The organism is Alteromonas alvinellae, from assembly GCF_902705805.1.
On the sequence record NZ_CACSIH010000109.1, the window covers coordinates 17106 to 39587 of the forward strand.

The window sequence follows — 22482 nt, forward strand, 5'->3', positions numbered from 1 at the left end:
CGTTAACGAAAGATCTCAATATTGTTAACACCATTTTAATTAACTATCACTAACACCTATTGGAAATGCAAAAAGGTTTCACTCAAATTTATAAGTAGGCTGTGTTATAGGTTGTGTTTATGTCTATAACCCCCCACCCTATTTTAAACAGCGCAGATGCAACCGTGTTTAGCGACGCGCTTTTACATTCGATTAGACGTCGACCATTTGTGCTTGTAACAGGAGGACACCATGTCAACATACAAAGCAATTACACTCGTTAATCGCCCCCATGACAGAAAAATTGGGCCACATTTATTTGAAAGCAAAGAGCTCGAAATTCCCACGCCTAAAGACGGTCAAATTTTGATAAAGCAAACTCATATGTCTTTAGACCCTGCGATGTTAGGTTGGATGAGTGAAGACAGAGAGAGTTATATTCCACCTGTAGAGCTTGGCGATGTAATGCGCTCAAGCGGTGTGGGCGAAGTGGTTGAGTCTAACAACCCTAATTTTTCGGTTGGCGACAAAGTTATGGGAATGACTGGCTGGAGTGAATATGTGCTCAGTGACGGTTCTGGTTTTAACAAACTTCAGCCTGGCATTACTGAGGAAATGGCTCTTTGTGTTTTTGCACTACCAGGCCTAACGGCCACAACAGGTTTATATAACTTTGGCGAGCCCAAAGAAGGTGAGACACTTATTGTTACGGGTGCAGCAGGTTCTGTGGGCTCAATTGTAGGTCAGCTTGCTAAAGCAGACGGGCTGCGTGTAATTGGCGTAGTAGGAAGCGAAGACAAAGCCGATTGGATTGTTAATGAGCTTGGGTTTGATGGCGCTATAAACTACAAAACTGACAATTTAGAAGAAAAGTTAGCCGAACTAACACCAAATAAAATAGACGTCTTCTTTGAAAATACGGGCGGTCCTATTCAGCAGCACATTTTTAACAGAATGAATGCCCATGGCCGAATTGTGGTATGTGGAATGATTGCCGATTACCAGTCTGAAAAGCCGTCACCGGGCCCGAACTGGATCCCGCTGATTAAAAAACGAATTAACATTCGCGGTTTTGCTATGCCTGATCACTGGGGTGAAATTCCACAACTACTGCAAAAGCTTTCGCCTTATGTTCAACAAGGTAAAATCAAGTACCGTGCACACACTGTGGAAGGCTTAGAGAACGCCGAGAAGGGCCTAAATATGTTGTTTGAAGGCAAGAACACCGGCAAGATGATTGTGAAGCTGTAAGCCAATCGTAAAAAAGCGCAGTGTTATTCTAAGTACTGCGCCTGATTTAATACAAACTGGGCTTTACCTTTTTCTTTTGCTTCGTAAAGTGCTTTATCTGCTTCGTCAATAAGGCAATCAATTGACATGTTCTCGGCCGACTTGGCAAACACCACACCAATGGAACAACTCATTAAAGGATGCTTTGCATCTTGTGCATGTTCTAATGCGGCTTCTTTCCACTTGTTCAAAAGCGCATCACAGTGCTTCTCAACTTGTTCTTTCTGAATGTCGCTCAATACAACAATAAACTCTTCGCCACCGTACCGACCTAATATGTCTGTCTCTCGCTTAAAGACCTGCTTCATAATGCGGGCTTGTATTTTTATGGCTTCATCACCCTGCTGATGACCAAAACAGTCGTTATATTTTTTAAAGTCGTCTAAGTCGAGCATCATCACGGCCATCGACACTTTATGACGCTTACTCAACGCCAACAGTTTTTCACTCTGCTCTCGTAACGCACGCCGATTCAATAAATCAGATAAGGGGTCAAATTTGCTAAGTTTAAGTAGCCTGTCATTGGTTTCTTTTAACATGCGTACGCTGCGATCTAACCGATAACGGGCATAGACACAAATAAACAACGACCCAGATACAAATGCCATTGAAATTGGAACTCTGTCACCATAAACCGGCGCAACCCACATTAACCCCAAGAAACCCAGAATGTTGATGACGTTGGCTGCTAGCGCTAATTTAAAGGCAATACCCAGCGCAAACACACAGAAGAAAGCATATAAAATGGTGCCCTCGTAGGGGAAAATGAAGCTGTGCTCTTCCCAGCAAACCCATATTAACCAGTAGTTGCTGTAAGAAAGCGCAATAAGTAACCCAGCGAAAATGTAGGCTCGATGCTGAATGAACCTGCGCCAGAAGGAGAGTACAACAACGACGAGTATTATAGGGAATTGAAGAAGTAAGCGGTCGAATATGTACAGCTCGTACATGCTGCTTGGTAGTAGCATCAAGTCAGCAGCCATAAAGGCAAGCACAAGTACAGCACCAATGATCAGCGCAATTCTCAGCCGAAGTAGCTCGCGGGGTTTATTGATTTGCACACGCCACCTTAAGCAATCAGTTACTGTTAAAGCATCTATATATTAGCCCATGGCGAAATCCCCCACGGGCTCTTACAACTTCAAATTACTGAAGCTGCATCACTTTAACTATTATCAGTGACTTCTTGATTAAGCGCCAGTTTCGACAAACTTTCTTGCAGTGCCTCAACGGTGACAGGTTTGGTAACGATGTCGTCCATCCCCGCTTCTTTAAATGACACGTGACGCTCTTTGAATGCTTCGGCGGTGAGCCCGATAACTGGGATTTTGCTAAGCTCTCCATCAAGCTTTCGAATGCGTTTTGTCGCTTCAATGCCGTCCATCACTGGCATGTGCACATCCATGAAAACAACATCAATACCGCCCTCTTCTACTCGTGCAGCGGCTTTCAGTCCATTATCAACGTGCTCAACATCACATTTCAGCTGTTCTAAGAGTGCCTGTGCTACCACAGCATTAATGGCATTATCTTCAGCCAACAGAACTTTAATACCTTCTGGTAAGCTAGCGCGCTCTGCTTGTCGCGCGGAATCTAAATCGGCCGACGTCTCCACCATGCGACGACTCTGCACGTTGGCGGTAACGGTGAAACATGAACCTTCACCGACTTTGCTCACCACCTTAATATCACCACCTAATATTTGTGCAAGCTGCTTTGCAATAGCAAGACCTAGCCCACTGCCACCGTATTTACGCGTAATTGATGAATCGGACTGCGTAAACTTATCGAAAATATGCTCGAGTCTGTCTGGCTCAATGCCAATACCGGTATCCTTAACTGCAATTACCAAATGGTTCTCGCTCACGGTATCCCGTGAAGGCTGTTTGAGTTTGGCGGAAATAGTCACCGTGCCCTTATGAGTAAACTTAATTGCATTACTCACCAAGTTAATGATTATCTGGCGTAACTTCGTAATATCACTGGTTACTGCCACCGATTCCATGTTCTTACTTTTGTAAACCAAACGCGTACTATTGGCGCTAGCATTGGTACCGAGTAGCGTAATAAGGTCATTCAGCATTGCGTCAAGATCGAACTCTGTAACGTCAACCTCTGACATACCTGATTCAATCTTTGAGAGATCTAGAACATCGTTGATAACGTTAGCTAGAATAGACGCCGATGATTTCAAATCGCTGGCATACTGATGCTGCTTGTCAGAAAGTTGTGTATCTAAAAGCAGCGTTGCCAGTCCTTGGATACCGTTTAACGGCGTGCGAATCTCATGGCTCATCACTGCAAGAAAATCGGTTTTTGCGCGGTTTGCTTGCTGAGCTTGAGCAACGTATTGCTCTATTTCACCAGACATTGCCTCAACGTCTCGCGCTAAACTACCTAACTCGTCGTTCTGCTGTAAGTCTATACTGACCTTCTTATGGTCAAGGGCAATGCGACTTGCTGCTGATTTTATTTTTTCGATAGGAGCAACAACAAACACCTGTGTGACTCTTCCCATAAGCAAACTAACAGTAACGACAGCAAATAGCGTTACTAGTGACGTTAGCCACGCAATAGTAGATAGGGAAGATTGCAGTGCATCAGCAGGCTGCAATACGGTAACTTTCCAATTCCACGGCGCAAATTCCGCACACGCAAATAACACGTCAGCATCGTTAATATTCGACTCACCGAAGGCGACCTTACGACTGGCAATGGTTGCGATTGTCGCATCTTCGACATTAGGAACCACAGTGTGCTCCATCGTACTAAACACCACGGTATCGGCACTCTTGTCACTGATAGTAAAGTGGCGGTCGGTGGCTTGCTGCAACGACTTTAGCTCTTCAAACACTTCCTTTTGATAGGCCTCGCGAAACACAGGCACATTCTCTAGGCCCGACTCAATAAGCAGTTCACGTCTTTCGTCGATGATCTCTAAGACGTTTAATGTAAGCGTCTGAGTGAGGAGCTGATATTCTCTTTCGCGTACTGAATCGTACGCCGTCAAATAAGCCCAATACCCAGTAAGTGCCATACCAATTAATAAAATTGGAATGTAGATAACCAGCAGTTTCGATTTAATCCGCATACTTACTTCTAATTAGGCCTTATTGATACACATGTTTTTTTGACAGCTTCAAGTAATTTGAAGGAATGGGCAACTGTAGTTTGATTGCTGTAGACACATTTACCGCTACAGTGTACGTATCCATTTTACCAACGGGAATGTCCCTCGCCGATTTTTTCTCAAGAATTAGCTTGGCTTTTCTTGCAGCTGATTTACCAATACTCGCTGGCTCAGATACTACGCCAAGAAGCGCGCCTTCTTTCACAGAGGAAATGCTTTCTGCGAATAAAGGAAGCAGTCCCGTAGCTTCTTTTACCTTTGTTACTAAGTCATTCGATTCAGCGAGCGGCCCAGATGAAAGCCAGTAACCATCCAGCTCGTTTGTTTTTTGCTGCAAGCTGTTGATGATGCTGTCAGTCATTTCAACCAGTCCATCATCGCCTTCTATATACGGTGTACTAACAGCAACAAGATTTATGTTCTCGTAGTCACCATTCAGTGCCAGAAGTTGATTAACCAAGTTACTTGACGATGGGTATGTAGAATGGACAAGACCGATGGTAAAAAGCGATGAGGGTTTAGACGCTCTGAGCACGCCCTCTAACATGTCTAGTTTCACCTTTGCGTCAAGCACGTGTGACTCGCCCGTCATGTTGCGTTCACTAACCGCACCAATAGCAGAAACTATTCCTTCTTCAACCGGTGCTGAGACCGCCATAAACAGCTTAGGTACATCAACAAACGCTTCAGACGCATTCAGCGCTCTGGTGGCAAGGGTCGCCACCGATACAATAAGATCAGGCGCTGGGTGTTGTACAAGCTCGGTAAGTATCTCCTTAGCACGAACTTCAGAGCCTTCGGCGTTATACGATGTTACGTTAATCTCGTGATCGGGCATTATCCGCGCAAGTTCCTTTTCGAACGCGGCGCGCGAATCAGCGACAATTGGAGCAGGCAGTGTTTCAAGAATAATCAGGTCCAGGGTTTCGTTCGCAGAGGCGGCACTAGTGCCCCACATCAAAGAAGATAAGGCGAAAAGAAGAGAAAACCAGACCTTTGTCATGACTGTGAACCTAACACAACTAACTGAAAATACGCACATATAGGCGTATCATAAAGTTATTCGAAGGTCATTCATAGTGGCAGTTATTACCAAATATTCAATACTGGGAATAGCTTTCTAAAAACTAAGATGCGATTTCCGCAAATGCGTTAACGCTAAATAAGCGCGCTTCTATATCGTAAATCGGCATCGACACGATAATTTCATCAACACCCGTCGTTTTAACAAACTGAGCTAGCTTGTTTTGCACCGTTTCTTTCGACCCTACCAACGCATACCTCAATACATTTGCTAACATTGCTTCGTCAGTCGCCGTACAATATTCGTCAAAGTCAGGCATAGGCTTAGCGAAGGGTCTATTAAGACCACGTCGCATGTTCATAAATTGCTGCTTCACTGACGTGAATAGGAGTTCAGCCTCTTCATCGGTTTCAGCAATCACCACCATTACACCAGCCATAGCTTTTGACGCTGATAACTGAGACGACGGTTTGAACATATTGCGGTACACATGAAGCGCATCGAACAGCGCATCGGGCGCAAAATGCGAAGCGAACGAATATGGCAGCCCCATTTTTGCCGACACTTGTGCACTGTACAAGCTAGAACCAAGTAGCCACAAGGGGACATGAGTATTTGCCCCAGGTACTGCAACAATTGGCTGCCCGTCTTGCGGTGTACCCAAGTAGTGCTGAAGTTCTTGAATATCTTCTGGGTAACTGTCTACATCGCTTTGCAAATTGCGACGAAGCGCGCGTGCGGTTGCCATATCAGTGCCTGGTGCTCGGCCAAGTCCAAGCTCTATGCGATTGGGAAATAATTCAGCCAAGGTGCCAAACTGCTCAGCAATGACTAAAGGTGCATGGTTTGGCAGCATAATACCGCCAGCACCCACTTTAATAATCGAGGTAGCGTTAGCAATGTGCGTTAACACTACTGAGGTGGCAGAACTGGCAACACCACGCATGCCGTGATGCTCGGCTAACCATACACGTTCATAGCCACAGCGCTCAGCTTCCATAGCCATTAACTTTGAATTGTTTAACGCGTCTTTTACGCCAAACCCTTCAGATATTGGCGCTAAATCTAGCAGTGAGTATGGGATAGCCATGTTGCCTCGCAATGTTGAAACTTGGTATGACTTATAGGTATGACCTTACTCCTCGTTTTACAACTGCCTTACCTGACAAAGTAAGACGGATGGAGAAGGTTTATCGATGAAGTGAGAGTGGTGAAAAGAGAAACGAAATAATAGTGAGGCATGAGCTTGCAGGAAAGCCACTTAAGAACCAGCCAATACTCGCCTATTGAAAACAAAAAAGCCTGCGCTTTTGTCAGTCGCAGGCTTTGTTCGTGAGCACGAAAAAGCGCTTCAGCAGTGTACTTTATTCCACCGTAACCGACTTCGCCAAGTTACGCGGCTGGTCAACGTCGGTACCCTTAATTAGCGCTACGTAGTAGCTCAATAGCTGTAGCGGCAAGGTATAAATGATAGGTGCGATTGGCTCGTCGCAGTGCGGTACGTCGATAACACGCATGGTTTCATCACCTTCAAACGCCGCATCCTTATCCGCAAATACATACATGATGCCGCCACGGGCACGTACTTCTTCAACGTTCGACTTTAGCTTCTCGAGGAGTTCGTTGTTAGGTGCAACTACAATTACCGGCATTTCATCGTCAATTAGCGCAAGCGGGCCGTGTTTCAATTCACCAGACGCATACGCTTCCGCATGAATATAAGAAATCTCTTTAAGCTTAAGCGCCCCTTCCATGGCAATAGGATATTGATCGCCACGACCTAGAAACAAACTGTGGTTTTTATCAGCAAACTCTTCAGCTAAGTCTTCGATGCCGCCAGTGATGGCTAAGGTCTCTTCAAGCTTTGCAGGTAGACTATGAAGCGCAGAGACAATAGCTTTGCTGTCAGCGTCTGTCATGCCGTTTTCTTTGCCCAGCGCTAGGGTAAGCATTAAGAACGCAGTGAGCTGAGTAGTGAAGGCTTTGGTAGACGCTACGCCAATTTCCGCGCCAGCGCGGGTCATAAATGCAAGGTCTGACTCGCGTACTAATGACGAACCCTGAACGTTACAGATAGTCAAACTAGACATATAGCCCAGCTCTTTTGCTAAGCGAAGGGCAGCTAACGTATCGGCTGTCTCACCTGATTGAGAGATAGTAATAAGCAGGCTGTTTGGATGCACCACTGACTTGCGGTAACGGAACTCTGATGCAATCTCTACATTGCACGACACATTTGCATATTGCTCTAGCCAGTAGCGCGCCGTCATACCCGCATGGTAGCTGGTACCACAGGCAATAATTTGTACATGCTGTACTTTTTTGAATATCTCGTCAGCACCTTTACCAAATATGTCTGCGGTAAGTCCGTTTTCGTCAATACGATCTTTAAGCGCATTACGCACAACGGTTGGCTGCTCGTGAATTTCCTTAAGCATATAGTGGCGGTAACCCGCTTTGTCACCCGCGTCGTGCTCGATATTCGACTCAATCACTTCTCGTTCAACAGCATTGCCGTCTTTATCGAAGATTTTAACGTCGCGACGAGTAATCTCTGCCACATCGCCTTCTTCTAAAAAGATAAATCGGCGTGTCACTGGCAATAATGCCATTTGGTCCGAAGCAATAAAGTTCTCGCCAAGCCCTAAACCAATGACTAGCGGGCTGCCCGAACGTGCAACGACCACGCGGCTTGGGTCTTCTTTATCCATGATAACGGTGCCATACGCACCGTGGAAGGTTTTAACGGCACTTTGCACAGCGTCTAGTAAAGTCTTACCTGACTTAAGCTCTTCGTGTACGGTGTGAGCAATAGTTTCTGTGTCGGTGTCGCTGGTAAAGGTATAGCCCTGCTCTTTTAGCTGTGCTTTTAAGTTAACGTAGTTTTCAATAATGCCGTTGTGCACTACAGCAACACGATCAGTTGAGAAATGTGGGTGTGCGTTCGCTTCTGTCACCCCACCGTGCGTTGCCCAACGGGTATGGGCAATACCTGTCGTGCCAAGTGCTTCGCCTTCTGCCACCGCATCAGCAAGCTCTTGTACTTTGCCTGTACGGCGAATACGTGTAAGCGTGCCGTCGCCTTGCAGTAGCGCTACGCCAGCTGAATCATAGCCGCGATACTCTAGCCTTTTTAAACCTTCTAATAGGATTTCAACTACGTTTCGCTCAGCTACAGCGCCAACTATTCCACACATAACTATTCTCCACTCGGCGCTGCAATAAGTACTGTCACGCCCTGATTTTCAATATTAAGTTTGTCTTGTTCACAAATGCCTTCATCAGTGATCAAAACAGAAATGTTTTTCCAGCTTAGCTCTAGGTTAGGCATTTTATGCGTTAATTTCTTTGAGCTGGCTACTATAACCACCTTACTCGCCGCCACAGCCATGGCGCGGGTTACACCAATAAGCTCGTTAAAGGTGGTGGTGCCTCTGTTGACATCTATGCCCGCGGCACCAATAAACGCAATGTCAAAACTATAGGCACTAACCAACTGTTCAGCCATAGCGCCTTGAAACGACTGTGATTGGGCATCCCATGTGCCCCCTACCATTAACACCGTCGGCTCTTTTTCACTTTGAGTAAGGTAATTGGCGGTTGATAACGTGTTGGTCATTACCACTAAATCATCGATATGGGATAAATGGGGCAAGATGGATGCGGTGGTAGACCCGCAGTCTATAACGAGCTTATTGCCTGGTTTAACCAAGCTCGCTGCAAGTTGGCCTATAGCGTTAATTGCTGGGCTAGTAGTTGAATTCGTGGAAGGGTCATTGGTAATAAATTGAGATGGCCCAGCATTTGAGTTGGTAGATGATGGTACAGGCACTGCGCCACCAAACTGTCGAATCAGTAAACCTTGCTGCGAAAGGGCTGCGAGATCTTTTCTAATGGTGACTTCAGACGTAGCAAAACGCACGGCCAAATCTTCAACTTGTGATTGACCATGCTCTTTCACCCACGCCACTATCTGCTGGCGGCGCTGTTCAACTGATTTACTACTTTTCAATATAACCTCATGCTCTTGCTGCCTTCTCGCTAAACCTTCCTGTACGCGTTGTTCCAATTGAGAACAAGCCATGAAAAGTCTGCAAAACAGTCCGCAAACACATCTTCAACATTCAACCATAACTTTCAAAACGAAAGCTATTAGTTTTAAAGTGAAAGTATCGTAAGTTAAATTGAAACGACGATCAAGGTAATTGTTTAATTAAACGCCAGCGATTTCTTTTGAGCACTCGCTTTTATGGCTAGCTCAATGACTTTGATAACAGGTACGACCGTACTTGCGTCAGCCGGCGAGAATTTACCGTCTTCAATAGCGTGAGCAAGGCGATTGAAAAACGTGAGATATTCACCCTTCAATGTTGTCACCGTCTCTTCAACTAGCTGGCCGCTTTCATTGACCACAGCTAGCACGCCATGCTCGTTATCTTTTGTAATCGCCCAGTGTTCATCATCAAAGGATAGCTCTCCACGCAATTGATCTTCTTGCGGATCTAAATAGAACTTTCGAAAGCTGCCTTTTGTGCCTTGCAAGTCGTAGCGCAATGTTGCTCCTCCCTGAAAGGCTGAACTACCTAGTTTTACAACTTTATCAACATAGTGAAGAGTTACATCGAACGTGTCGTCTGACTGCCCATTTTCACGCAAGGCCTGTATGTTTGCCGACACTTCTTCCGGCTCGCCGAAAAGCTGTAGCGCTTGGTCGATTAAGTGGGGACCCAAATCCCAGAAGATACCGCTTCCTGGCCCTGCATTTTCACGCCACCTGTCTCGTGGTACCGGGCGAAATCGATCGAAGCGGCTTTCCAAACGTTTAATGTCGCCAAGTTTTCCATCGTTAATTAGCTGCTTAATCGTAAGAAAATCGCCATCAAAACGTCTGTTGTGATAAACACAAAGCTGTTTATTTTGAGAATGTGCAAGCTCTACTAAAGCTTCTGCTTCTTCACTATCTAATGTAAATGGCTTTTCTACCAATACGTGACAACTGTGCTCTAATGCCAGTTTCGCCTGTGGCCCATGAAGGTGATTTGGGGTTGTAATAACCACCAAGTCTACATCGTGAATTTTAAGCGCTTCTTCCAACGAGCCATACACTTCAGCATGGGGTAAAACTGCGTTAACCACATCAGGTTTTGAAGAGATAACCACATCGACAGAGAACTGCGGTAGATAATTTAGAAATGGCAAATGAAAGGTTGTGGCGGAAAATCCAAAGCCAACCAGAAGGGTAGATATCATCGCATATCCTTATTTAAAAAGAATCAAGAGGTAAGTAAACACACACTATCAGTAATGATAGATAGGGGAAACCTCAGATGGTTCATTATTTAGAAGACAGATAGCTGAATGAGTTGCGTTTACAGCGACACAGTGGACGTTAATTCAAGCCCTCTGATTTTGTCATCTTTCTGACTGGGCGATATTTTGATGGGACTGAAGAAGAAACTGGGCTAGCTAATCACTATTTGTGTTTGCCAGCCCTATCTCATCATATAACCCGTTAGCGAGCTTTAATTAGGGTACGTCTTTATTTTTTGGTCGGGCGCGGCCAATTTGGAATATTGCGCTGCTTACCGCGGGCAACGGCTAGCGCGTCTTCGTCTACGGTTGACGTGATCACGGAACCAGCACCTACCGTAGCCCCTTTGCCAATGTTTACAGGCGCGACAAGCGACGAGTTTGAGCCGATAAAGGCATTTTCGCCGATGACGGTTTTGGACTTGTTCACACCGTCGTAGTTACAGGTAATTGTGCCTGCGCCAATGTTCGCTTTAGCACCCACTTCAGCGTCGCCAAGGTAGGTTAAGTGATTCGCTTTGGCGCCTTCACCTAAAATAGCCTTCTTCATTTCAACGAAGTTACCCACTTTGGCATTTTTCTGCATTACTGCACCAGGGCGCAACCTTGCGTAAGGCCCAACTATGCAAGCTTCACCTACACTGGCTTCTTCAATAATAGAATTAGCTTCAATTACAGCGTTATCGGCAATAGTACAGTTGCGCAGAATACAGTTTGCACCAATGTTGACGTTGCTACCAAGCGTAACCTTACCTTCAATAATAACGTTAACGTCGATAATGACGTCGTTACCGGTTTCAAGCTGACCACGTAGGTCAAAGCGAGCGGGGTCCAGCAAGGTTACGCCATTGGTCATTAGCTCTTCGGCTTGGCGACGCTGAAGCGCGCGTTCTAGGTTAGCTAGCTGCAAACGATTATTAACGCCTTCCACTTCTACCGCAGACTGTGGCTGTGCTGACTGAATTCGCTTGCCTTCGGCCGCTGCCATGGCAATAACGTCGGTAAGATAATACTCGCCTTGCGCGTTATCATTGCTTAACTCACCCAACCAACGCTTAAGATCAGCGCCAGACATCATCATCATGCCAGTGTTAATTTCTTTGATTTCACGCTGAGCATCAGTGGCGTCTTTGTGCTCGACTATCGCGGTAATATTGTCATTTTCGCGAATAATGCGGCCCATACCTGTGGGGTCGTCTAAATTTACAGTGAGCAGTGCTAAATCACAGCTTTCCTTTGCTGCTTTTAATGCACTTAGTGTTTCTTCGCGAATAAGTGGTGCGTCGCCAACAAGTACAAGCACGTCTTCATCATCTTTAATGTGGGGTGCAGCTTGTTGAACAGCGTGGCCTGTACCTAACTGTTCGGCCTGTAAGCACCAGTTTAGATTGTCTTCAACAACCGTTGCCTTTAGCTGGTCGCCGCCATGGCCGTAGACCAAATGAATATTGTCAGCACCCAGTGATTTTACTGTGTTGATAATGCGCTGCACCATAGGCACACCAGCTACTTTGTGTAATACCTTCGGTAACGACGATTTCATACGGGTACCTTTACCCGCTGCTAATACAACCACTGAGAAAGCCATATAATTCCTTTATTTCGCAAAGAGAATGAAAATCGGAGTATAGTGTAACCAAGGCCCAACAATATGTCAGCGATTGATTCACTTTGAGGTCTGACCGGACGACTTCACATTGCGCTTTTGCTCTTCGTTATTTAGTCTAAGTTAAAAGAAACCGCCTAGTAGTTCATTATTGCAACAGGTATACTCAACACTTAGGTTAGGTTCAGTCAGGCAAGGGAGCATGCGCAGTCTGTGAACACATTTCGTACACTACATAGAAGTATTCTGGTGTTATTTGCGGTAGTGGTTATCGCTATTGTGACACTGGTTCATTTCAGTATTTCAAAAATCGTTGCCGAACAAAGTCGCGCACAGCAGCAGTCACTGTCGCCTGCAATATCGCTTATCGTCGAGCAACTTCTTAAGCCTCTACATATTTCTGAAGCATTAGGGCATTCCACTGAGTTGGTAGACTTGATGGATGGAGAAACAATTGATCAAGATGCTGTTTTTAAGACATTGGATCGCCTTGAAAATGAGTTTGGTTTATCTTTCTTTATCGCCAGCGAGGCAGACAGAAAGCAATATAATTCTGACGGCAGTATTATCAACCTTATCGAAGGTGAAGTAAGCTGGTACTTCAAATATCGCGATTATCCCGCTGATGCCGTTGCCGATATTGGTAAATGGGAAGACACACACTTTTATATTGATATTAAAATTCACGACGAAAATGGCCGCTTTTTAGGTTTTTTCGGTGTAGGAAAAAGCCTGCGCAGCTTTATCGAAGTGTTCGATACCTACAAACAAGAATACGGCTATGACTTCTTATTCGTGGATAGTGAAGGCGATATTATGTTGTCTTCAGATCCAAGTCTTATCGCCTCTTACTCAGAATTCACCAACTTGTCCGAGTTGCCTTGGTACGCGAGTTTGCCAGTGACAATTCAAAGCGAGCAGGCGCTGAATAACAAGCTGGTCACTATTGACCAAAAAGACTTTCTGATTGCGGAAGTTAAGCTGAATCAATTTGGTTGGACTGTGTTTCTTTTAAGTCCGCTTGAAGACCGCCAAGCAGAGATTTCTCAAGCGTTTATTTTTAGCGTGGTAACGCTGCTGGTTGTTGTCTTCTCGCTGTTCTTACTTATCTACAATCTACTGTACTATTTCAGAAAAGATATGCAGCCAGACTTGGTGGTACGTCACAGCAACCGACTTCCTGAAAAAGATAACTTGCAGCTTATTTATAAAACGCTGTTAGCCGAGCACAAATCACTCAGCGTAATGTTGCTAAGCGTTGACGAATTTTCAGATATTGTAGACGCCCACGGCCGTAATGCGGGAGATGACATTCTTGATAAAGTGGTCTCTTACTTAGCTGAACATATGCGCGACCAGGATATATTGGGTAGATGGAGTAGCGCAGAGTTTATAATCTTGTTGCCACACACGGGCCCCCATGTAGCCTTTGATATAGCGCAAAACCTTCGACATGGCATAGCTACGCTTTCACCATTGCAAGAGTTACCGGAAATTGTGATTACCGCTTCTATTGGTATTTCTTACACTGCGTCACCGCGCGCTATGCACGAAGTAACAGCGCACGCGGAAGACGCGCTTTATCAAGCCAAGCGCGACGGCAGCAATTTAGTAAGAATGCAGCTGATTGACTAGCCCTAGTTCAAGCTAATCTAAGCAGGTTTAATTTTGAGGCGTTTTCTTTTGAGAACGCCTGTGGTTAACGCCACACCGAATAAAATCATTAAACCACCCACAATGGTTTGAATCGATAAGTGCTCTTGCAAGAACAGTACACCCCAAATAATGCCAAATAGTGGTACTAAGTAAGCTACGGTAATGGCTTTGGCTGGGCCGATGTCAGCTATGAGTTTGAAATACAAGATATACGCTATGCCCGTGCCACCGACAGCCAGCGCTACCGCGTTAACCCACGCATTTACGCTTGGCATAGTGGCGGGGAGAGTTGCAAGGGCGAAAGGTGCCAGCATTACGCTTGCCATGGCCTGACTACCTGTTGCAACAACTAAAGGTTTAACCCCTTGTAGCCATTTTTTCATCATACATGCCGCTATGCCGTAGCCAGTGGTGGCCAATAATGCAGTCAAAATAGGAAGAAAACTAATATCGCCCTCGCCGAGCTTTTGCTGACTAATAACGGTTACGCCTACAAAGCCTACAAAAAGCCCCGCTACTGCTGACTTTGTTAGTTTGTCACCTAACCACAGCCAAGCGACAATGGCGCCAAACATAGGAGCCGTGGCATTTAAAATGGCATTCACCCCTGCCTCTAAATGTAGGCTGCTGTAATTAAACAGGACGAAAGGCACCGCAGTGTTAGCCATGCCCACTAGCGCAATGGCCAACCAGTGGCGTTTTATGTCTTTTACCGACCCCCGTATTAACAGCAATGGTAGCAATACCGCTGTAGCAAGCACGGTACGAATGGCTACTAATACATAAATGCCAAATTCTGGTGCGGCAACACGCATGAAAATAAATGAACCGCCCCAGATACCGGCTAACACCAGCAGCGAGATAATGTCTCTTATTGCCATTCTTTTATCACCATTTTCTTATCACCCATTCTTTTATAGCCCCAGCACCCCTTGGGCTCCTTCTAAATTAAGTAAATACTGCTTACGCGGTAAACCACCTGCGTAGCCCGTTAGGGTTTTATTACTTCCGATTATACGATGGCAAGGTACAACAATAGCAATAGGGTTACGACCATTTGCCATACCCACGGCGCGGACAGCTTTTGGCTTGCCAATGGCTTTTGCGATATCTAAATAGCTAGCGGTTTCGCCGTATTTAACGTGCTGCAAAGCATCCCACACCTGATTCTGAAACGCCGTACCTTTAGGGCAAAGCGGTAGGTCAAACTCGCGTAACGTACCGTCAAAGTATGCCTGTAACTGACTGCACGCTGCTTCGGTGATGGCGTTTTTTTGCGAATGAAAGCCGTTGCTTAGCATGCTTTCTTGCGCTGCAGTTTCTCTGCCTATAACCCCCTGCTTCGCGTTGGCCGTATCATCTGATTCAGCGGCACTCACGAACTCGATAGCCGTTATGCCTTTATCAGTGGCTTCAACTTTAACAAGCCCCTGTATGCTGTTCACGAAATCTGTATATTTCATACTAACGACTCTCTTTACTGATTGCTTAACTGCCACAATTGAAGGGTTAAATAACTGCGCCAAGGTGCCGCTTTTTCGGGCGCTATGGGGTACTGCTGGGCCATTTTACGAACGATCAAATCGCCGCCAAGGTAAATATCAGGGTTTCTCTCCCCCCGCATTTTTAAATAGTCGAGCGTCCACGGGCCCACGCCTTTAATGGCGAGTATGTCTTCATGGCTTGGCATGTTACCGTTTATGAATAAACGAGCAAAATGACGTACGGCTTCTTTCCTCGCCTGTGGCATACGTAAGAATTCAAGACTGTTTTCGGCCACACTTTCAGGCGAGGGAAAGCTGTAGCGTTCACTCGTTATAGATTCAAGACCGTTTGACGGGAGCGCATCAGATACCGTTTCGCCCAACTGATGTACCAGTAAAGTCAGCTGGCCAATAGCCGCTTTTACACTAACTTGCTGGCCTACAATAGCTCGGCAGCCGCTTTCAAATACGCTCCATGCACTGGGAAGGCGTAGCCCAGGCGTTAACTTGCTCGGCGGCAATCCAGACTGCAATAGGCTTTGTTCAATTAACAGCGGGTCAGCGTGAAGATCCAATACCTGCTTTATGTTTTCAATTATCGTATGAAGACAACCTAGATCTGGCATATCAATGAGAAGTTTGAACCCGTGGCGCGCCTCGTCGTGAATGGCTTTAAAAAAGCCTAAACTTTCATTGCATGAAAAGTATCGTTCATAGCTCTCGTTCGTTACTCGTTCCATCCCTTCAATAGCGCGGGTTGCCAAGAAATCTCGTACATAGGGCCAATTGTACGGCGGCCGATATGAAAGAAATAAAGAGATAACCTTTTGTTGAACCGGCTCTTTTTTTCTAAGCTGGGTAGGAGACGTAGCGCAATATTGCTCTATGGCCCGCTGCAGTTGTCTCAGGGATTGATAGCCTGCCGTAATTGCGATATCTGTCATAGATAAATGAGTTTGTTGAATAAGCTGCTTTGCAAACAAAGTGCGCTGCATATTTTGAAACTGCTTAGGTGGTATGCCCACAGCATTGACGACCAACTTATTTAGATAACGCTCACTAATACCCAACCGCATAGCAATGTCCGCAACCCGCTCAATGGGAATAACAGATAGCAGCGACAACGCTCGGTTAATCGTTGCGCCCACTCCTTTCCACGCCGCTGAACGAGGTGCACTGTCAGGCCTGCAGCGAAAACATGGACGATAACCATGTGCCATTGCCTGTGTGGCGTGTTGAAAGTAAGTCACATTCTCTTCTTTCGGAAGTCGCGCTGGACAGATTGGCCTACAGAAAATACCGGTTGTTTTTACCGCCACAAAAAATCGTCCGTCAAAGCGCGGATCTCTGCTAAGTCTTGCTTTTGAAAGCACTGACTCTGCAGTTGTTGAGTTTTCTGAAGCCCCCATGTCTGAGACAAAAAGATTGTCTGGCATTAGAATGCGCTTCCCACCTGTCGTTTATCACCTTTATCTAGTGTATCGTGCATTGGCCCTGTTGGTGCGACAAAATCAGAACTCAATAATTACAAACCTTGCTAGTCAAACTTTTCTTCCCTTCTTGCATATTCTTACAACGGTTCGCTTACCACTAGAATAAATCAAATCATTGAAGAGATAGTGAGCATAATTAGCGACATTTGATCATTGGAGCAGCTAAACGCATAATAATGCGATAATAATAATGAGCGCCTGATGGATGTATCAGAAAACCACAGGCTTAACGAGCTGACTGTATGCTGAACTCTTTGCGCACCTTCAAGCTGCGCCTGTCTAAAATTTGGCTGATAGCGATGCTAATGGTCATTACACAAAGCGCTTTTGCGGATTGGCTTGATGACTATGCTAGTTACGTTCAAAAGGAAGCTTCAAAATACAACGTGCCTGGTTATGCGTTTGTGTTTTATGAACAGGGCAAAGCGCCAAGGGTTTACGTATATGGAAGAACCCGCAAACGCGGCGGAGAGAAAGTTACAGAGAACACAGTATTCAGGCTAGCTTCTGTTTCAAAAACCTTTACTGCGTTGTTGTCAGCTAAACTTGTAGAAAAAAACCAGCTTAGCTGGGAAACGCCGATAACCACCTTATTACCCGACATTCCTTTTAAAGGCAAAGGAATGAATGCGCTGCAACTGCAACATATCGTGGGCCAATCTAGTGGCTTTATGCCCAACGCTTACGACAACCTTATTGAAGCTGACTACTCGCTGGAGCGCGTGCTTAAATCCCTGGGCGAGCTTGAACCACTGTGTGCGCCGGGTGAATGCTATACCTATCAAAATGCACTCTTTGGTGCGCTGGAATACTACTTCAGCAACAATAATACCTCTTACTCACGACAGCTTCAGGCCAATCTGTTTGCACCACTAGGCATGAAAACAGCTAGTGTTGGAAAAGGCGGATTGCTTGCATCAGAATCATGGGCTCAACCTCATATTGCTATCGCCAGAAATAAATGGCGCGAGGGAAAGGTAGAAAGCAACTACTACCGGTTCTCTCCAGCTGCTGGCGTTAACGCTAGCATTTCAGATATGACGATTTATCTACAAGCGCTGCTAGGCGAGTTCCCCACGGTCATATCCGATGAAATGGTGGACTATGTCACTACAGAGCGCGTGAAAACGAAGCGTGAAACCTACCGAAGAGGTTGGCGCGGCATGATTGACGATGCTCACTATGGTTTGGGTTGGCGTATTTACGACTTAAATGGATTACAACTTAACTATCATGGGGGTTGGGTAAAAGGCTATCGCGCTGACGTGGCGTTTTTGCCTGAACACAAAGTTGGCTATGTGATGCTGATGAACGCAGAGTCGAATATGATTAATTCAACAACAGCCGAGTTTTGGAAGCGTTACTTGAAAAAAGCCGACGCAGATAAGTAATATCGGCATCGGCTTTTCGGTACTTTCATTCAGATATTAAACGCTACTGTTTTAAATAGGTATAACCTGCCAAACAGTTTTCGTAAAAATCAGTCCAGCGAACCCCTTCACGAGGGTTCAATTTTCCGTCCCACACTTGCTTGTCTATCATGCGTTTTACGTCTGATGCCATTGCGCGCGGGTTATACTGCATAACGTTAAGTACATCTTCTACCGACGAGCCCTTCACCACTTCTTCAATGTAAAAGTCTTCAGGATCGTCGTCATAGCTGTAAATATGCACTTCATTTAAGCGACCAAACAAGTTGTGCATATCGCCCATAACGTCTTGATAAGCGCCCGTTAAGAACAAACCAATGTAGTACGGCTCATCTTTCTTAAGTGGGTGCATTGGCAGTACGTCAGTAATTTCACGGCCAATAGTGAACTGATCAATTTTACCGTCGCTATCACAGGTAATATCCACTAGCGAGCAATTAACCGTTGGCTCTTCATTCATACGAATAAGAGGCACTACCGGCAGCAACTGGTCGATGGCCCATGTATCAGCAGCCGACTGGAATACAGAGAAGTTACAAAGGTACTGAGACGATAAACTGTAATCTAGCTCTTGAAGCTCTTCTGGAACATATTCTTCGTTGCGATACCACTGCTGTAAGCGACCCATAATTTGCCAGTACAGCGTTTCGATTTTGCCCAGCTCTTCAAGTGACAACACGCGTAATTTAAATGCATCTAGCGCTTGCTCTTTGTACTGCGACGCATCGTTGTAAATTTCATGCATGTTCGTTTGTTCATCAAACGTGTCTGCAAGTTCGCGCATATTCTTAAGGAAGAAGTGTTCACCCGCTTTTGCTGATGTATCCATTTGCGACGCATTCGACTTAATTTCGCCCACAATTTCCGTGATAACACAGCTGTGATGCGCAGTGATTGCACGTCCACTTTCACTAACCAGATGCGGATGCGGTACGCCTTCAAGGTCGCACATTTCCTTCATGCCATAGACAACGTCAGCAACATACTCTTGCATGCTGTAGTTACGCGACGATTCATTAGTTGAATTACTGCCGTCGTAATCGATACCAAGGCCACCACCTACATCAACATAATCTAGCTCGAAGCCCATTTTGTGAAGGTCTGCGTAAATACGCGCGCCTTCGGTTACCGCTTCTTTAACCGCACGAATGTCTGTTAATTGGCTACCAATATGGAAATGAAGTAGCTTTAAGCAGTGCGCCATGCCTTGCTCTTCAAGGTAGCGGGCTGCGTTAATGATCTCAGTAATGGTTAAACCAAATTTCGCACGTTCACCACCAGAGCTTTCCCACTTACCACGACCTTTCACCGTCATTTTTGAGCGCACACCAATGATAGGATCGATATCCAGCTCTTTGGCTATTTTTACCAGAAGAAGAAGCTCGGTGTATTTTTCAACTACTACCACAACGCGGCGACCCAGCTTTCTTCCTAACAGCGCAAGACGCATAACTTCGTCGTCTTTATAACCATTTAGGATAGTCAGAGACTCTTCGTTAGTATTCATGGCAAGCACAGTCAGAAGCTCGGCTTTTGACCCCGCTTCTAAGCCATAGTTAAATGGCTTGCCCGCATCGACAATTTCCTCAACGACTTCGCGCATTTGGTTTACTTTTACCGGATACACACCTTGGTACTGGCCTTGGTATTCGGCTTCTTCGATGGAGCTTCTAAATGCTTTGTTCAAGCCTGCAACTTGCGAGCGCAGAATATCGTGGAAGCGCACAACAACAGGAAACTGTACGCCTTCTTTGCGGATATCTTCAATTACCGAATTAAAGTCGATTCGAATGCTAGGATCTTCAGGAACAGGGGTAATATGGACGTTGCCGTTTTCACCAATTTGAAAATAGCCGCCACCCCATTGAGACACGCCATAGACGCGCTCCGCTTCTTCGATGCTCCAATCTGACAATTTATTCACCTATTTGTAAGTGGGCTAGGCCAATACCTAGCATAGAAAGTGCGAAAATAAGCAGCGTATTATAGTCAACGTAAGACTGAACGCGATAGTTGTTGCGATATAAAATATCTATTGTCTCGACGAATTTTGTTTATCGAACGCGGGCTTTTTTAGCCTATCCAAGTTCGAACATAATCTATAACAACGTTATCTGCTTTTTCTTCACAAAGGGTTATAAACTCTGAGATGTTTTGAGTACGTTCAAGTTCAAATCCCAGTTTAATTGATGGCGCGCTAAAAAACTTCTCTGCAATGTGATCAGCATCGGTTGCTTCATCTTCTAGCCATGTCTCGCTGAGCTGACTTCGCCTATCTAACTTAATGGGCGCTTTTATTTGATTGAAGGTATCAGAATTGGGGATTTGCCAACTACGCATGTCTACAAATAAGTGAAAGGGTCGGCCTTTACGGGTTTTCAAGCAATCAGAAAGCTTAGCAAGGTACTGAATGTTCGTGGACATATCCCACTTACCGCGAAGCGTGACCAAAATACAATTTCTAAACGGCTCAATATGAAAAGGGGTCGTAGACATTTACTCGTACATCTCTATGCGACTATATGAATAGCTAACTCAACATCTATAGCATTCACATACTAGAGCTGATAAGCATCAACTACAACTATAGTTGAGTACTTTGTAATTAAGTTTAATACCCAATAAAAAGGCCTGTGTTTAAACAGGCCTTTATAGAAGATGTATCAAAGAGATACGCTGTATTAGTCGTCTCCGAACTCGCGAATAATGCTGTTAATGGTGTCTTTAGCGTCACCCAGAACCATGCGCGTGTTGTCTTTGAAAAACAGCGGGTTGTCTACACCGGCAAAACCGGCATTCGCAGAACGCTTAAGTACAAAGACCGTTTTCGCACGATGTGCTTCGATAACTGGCATTCCGTAAATAGGGCTGCCTTTCATCTCTTTGGCTGCTGGGTTAACTACATCGTTTGCACCGATAACAATAACCACGTCATAGTTTTCCATACGAGGGTTAACGTCATCCATCTCGTATAGTTGGTCATAAGGCACGTCAGCTTCTGCCAATAACACATTCATGTGGCCCGGCATACGCCCCGCTACAGCGTGAATGGCGTAATCAACCGTACAGCCATTTTCCTCTAGCAACGACTGAAGTTCACGTACCGCGTGCTGCGCTTGCGCAACCGCCATACCATAACCAGGCACCACCAGTACTGCTTGCGCTGCTTCTAATACATAAAATGCATCTTGCGCCGACAGTACTTTAATCTCGCCTTCTATTTTTTCGCCGGCTTCTACTGGCTTGGCAAAGCCAGACAACAACACATTCATCAATGAACGGTTCATGGCCTTACACATAATATTGGTAAGAATTAAGCCTGACGCGCCTACTAGTAAACCGGTAACAATCAATATTGTGTTGCCTGTAGCAAGACCTGCCGCCGACGCTGCTACACCTGAGTAGCTATTTAAAAGCGCAATAACCACCGGCATATCTGCACCACCAATTGAAATGGTAGCCCACAAGCCGAAGCTTAGTGACAACGCAATAGCACAGTAAATCCAAAGTGGGTTGCTTGGGTCGGTAGTAAAGAAATAACCAATCACCACCATGCCAATTAGATGCAAGATGCTTAGCTCGCGAAGCCCTGTGAAAATAACGGCTTTAGAGCTCATTTTTCCTGACAACTTACCCCAGGCTACCACCGAGCCAGAGAACGTAATTCCCCCAACTAAAATTGTGAAAAACAGGGTAATAAAAGTAAACGCACTTTCAGTTTTAAGGGTAATTAGGCTCATTCCGGCTAATGTTGCCCAACCCAGAAGCAATGACGCTGCGCCACCAAAGCCATTAAATAACGACACCATTTCCGGCATTGCCGTCATTTCAACGGTCTTGGCTTTCCACGCACCAAAGGCGCCACCAATAACAAAACCTAGCAGGATGTAATGATAGCTAATAATCTGCTGGTCAAGCAGGGTGACGACGACAGCAACCAGCATACCAATGGCAGAAATAAAGTTACCTTTTTTCGCGGTATCTGGATGGCTAAGTAACTTAAGTCCTAGTATAAATAGTGCCGCAGCTACTACGTACGCAAGGTTTATTACGGTTACGATATCACTCACTTGCGTACTC

Annotated in this window: 17 protein-coding genes; 3 read left to right on the top strand and 14 right to left on the bottom strand. The window is 45.4% G+C overall.

Annotation, left to right across the window (positions count from 1 at the left end):
* Positions 1-231 precede the first annotated feature (231 nt).
* On the top strand, positions 232-1230 hold the full coding sequence (locus ACX5KA_RS06935; RefSeq protein ID WP_039221630.1) for an NADP-dependent oxidoreductase: 999 nt from the start codon (positions 232-234) through the stop codon (positions 1228-1230).
* A 23-nt stretch (positions 1231-1253) separates the two neighbouring features.
* Here the strand turns inward: ACX5KA_RS06935 and ACX5KA_RS06940 are convergent, their stop codons facing one another.
* The 8 genes from ACX5KA_RS06940 to glmU all read right to left on the bottom strand — a co-directional run bounded on the left by ACX5KA_RS06940 (position 1254) and on the right by glmU (position 12321).
* Positions 1254-2330 carry a GGDEF domain-containing protein gene (locus ACX5KA_RS06940; RefSeq protein ID WP_039221628.1) on the bottom strand — a complete coding sequence of 359 codons (1077 nt, stop codon included), beginning with the start codon at positions 2328-2330 and terminating at the stop codon, positions 1254-1256.
* Between the two features lie 104 nt (positions 2331-2434).
* On the bottom strand, positions 2435-4360 hold the full coding sequence (locus ACX5KA_RS06945; RefSeq protein ID WP_458730746.1) for an ATP-binding protein: 1926 nt from the start codon (positions 4358-4360) through the stop codon (positions 2435-2437).
* A 19-nt stretch (positions 4361-4379) separates the two neighbouring features.
* On the bottom strand, positions 4380-5402 hold the full coding sequence (locus ACX5KA_RS06950; protein ID WP_458730747.1) for an ABC transporter substrate-binding protein: 1023 nt from the start codon (positions 5400-5402) through the stop codon (positions 4380-4382).
* A 124-nt stretch (positions 5403-5526) separates the two neighbouring features.
* Entirely contained in the window at positions 5527-6513 is a 987-nt protein-coding gene (locus tag ACX5KA_RS06955; RefSeq protein ID WP_458730748.1) for an LLM class flavin-dependent oxidoreductase, read from the bottom strand.
* Positions 6514-6787: 274 nt separating this feature from the next.
* Positions 6788-8620, bottom strand: coding sequence for a glutamine--fructose-6-phosphate transaminase (isomerizing) (gene glmS / locus ACX5KA_RS06960; protein ID WP_171337237.1), 1833 nt, complete (start codon positions 8618-8620; stop codon positions 6788-6790).
* 2 nt (positions 8621-8622) lie between these two features.
* Entirely contained in the window at positions 8623-9435 is an 813-nt protein-coding gene (locus ACX5KA_RS06965; RefSeq protein ID WP_039221926.1) for a DeoR/GlpR family DNA-binding transcription regulator, read from the bottom strand.
* Between the two features lie 197 nt (positions 9436-9632).
* Complete coding sequence (locus ACX5KA_RS06970) at positions 9633-10673, bottom strand: Gfo/Idh/MocA family oxidoreductase (RefSeq protein ID WP_039221615.1); 1041 nt, start codon at positions 10671-10673, stop codon at positions 9633-9635.
* Between the two features lie 289 nt (positions 10674-10962).
* A complete protein-coding gene (gene glmU, locus ACX5KA_RS06975) occupies positions 10963-12321 on the bottom strand; it encodes a bifunctional UDP-N-acetylglucosamine diphosphorylase/glucosamine-1-phosphate N-acetyltransferase GlmU (RefSeq protein WP_458730749.1) in 1359 nt (452 codons plus the stop codon).
* Between the two features lie 231 nt (positions 12322-12552).
* Here glmU and ACX5KA_RS06980 point away from each other — a divergent pair, with 231 nt between their 5' ends.
* Positions 12553-13974 carry a sensor domain-containing diguanylate cyclase gene (locus tag ACX5KA_RS06980; protein WP_338852650.1) on the top strand — a complete coding sequence of 474 codons (1422 nt, stop codon included), beginning with the start codon at positions 12553-12555 and terminating at the stop codon, positions 13972-13974.
* Between the two features lie 17 nt (positions 13975-13991).
* Here the strand turns inward: ACX5KA_RS06980 and ACX5KA_RS06985 are convergent, their stop codons facing one another.
* The 3 genes from ACX5KA_RS06985 to ACX5KA_RS06995 are packed head-to-tail and all read right to left on the bottom strand — an operon-like array spanning position 13992 to position 16915.
* On the bottom strand, positions 13992-14876 hold the full coding sequence (locus ACX5KA_RS06985) for a DMT family transporter (protein ID WP_458730750.1): 885 nt from the start codon (positions 14874-14876) through the stop codon (positions 13992-13994).
* Positions 14877-14909: 33 nt separating this feature from the next.
* Positions 14910-15458 carry a methylated-DNA--[protein]-cysteine S-methyltransferase gene (locus ACX5KA_RS06990; RefSeq protein ID WP_061096149.1) on the bottom strand — a complete coding sequence of 183 codons (549 nt, stop codon included), beginning with the start codon at positions 15456-15458 and terminating at the stop codon, positions 14910-14912.
* A gap of 14 nt (positions 15459-15472) precedes the next feature.
* Positions 15473-16915, bottom strand: coding sequence for a DNA-3-methyladenine glycosylase 2 family protein (locus ACX5KA_RS06995; RefSeq protein ID WP_458730751.1), 1443 nt, complete (start codon positions 16913-16915; stop codon positions 15473-15475).
* 299 nt (positions 16916-17214) lie between these two features.
* On the opposite strand from ACX5KA_RS06995, the gene ACX5KA_RS07000 reads away from it, so the two are divergent.
* Positions 17215-18363, top strand: a complete 1149-nt coding sequence (locus tag ACX5KA_RS07000) for a serine hydrolase domain-containing protein (protein ID WP_458730752.1) — start codon at positions 17215-17217, stop codon at positions 18361-18363.
* 43 nt (positions 18364-18406) lie between these two features.
* Here ACX5KA_RS07000 and speA read toward each other — a convergent pair whose 3' ends face one another.
* The 3 genes from speA to ACX5KA_RS07015 all read right to left on the bottom strand — a co-directional run bounded on the left by speA (position 18407) and on the right by ACX5KA_RS07015 (position 22472).
* On the bottom strand, positions 18407-20317 hold the full coding sequence (gene speA, locus ACX5KA_RS07005) for a biosynthetic arginine decarboxylase (protein WP_014951242.1): 1911 nt from the start codon (positions 20315-20317) through the stop codon (positions 18407-18409).
* A gap of 158 nt (positions 20318-20475) precedes the next feature.
* Positions 20476-20898 carry an arginine decarboxylase gene (locus ACX5KA_RS07010; RefSeq protein WP_014980649.1) on the bottom strand — a complete coding sequence of 141 codons (423 nt, stop codon included), beginning with the start codon at positions 20896-20898 and terminating at the stop codon, positions 20476-20478.
* 185 nt (positions 20899-21083) lie between these two features.
* On the bottom strand, positions 21084-22472 hold the full coding sequence (locus ACX5KA_RS07015) for an NAD(P)(+) transhydrogenase (Re/Si-specific) subunit beta (protein WP_014951244.1): 1389 nt from the start codon (positions 22470-22472) through the stop codon (positions 21084-21086).
* Between the last annotated feature and the right edge of the window lie 10 nt (positions 22473-22482).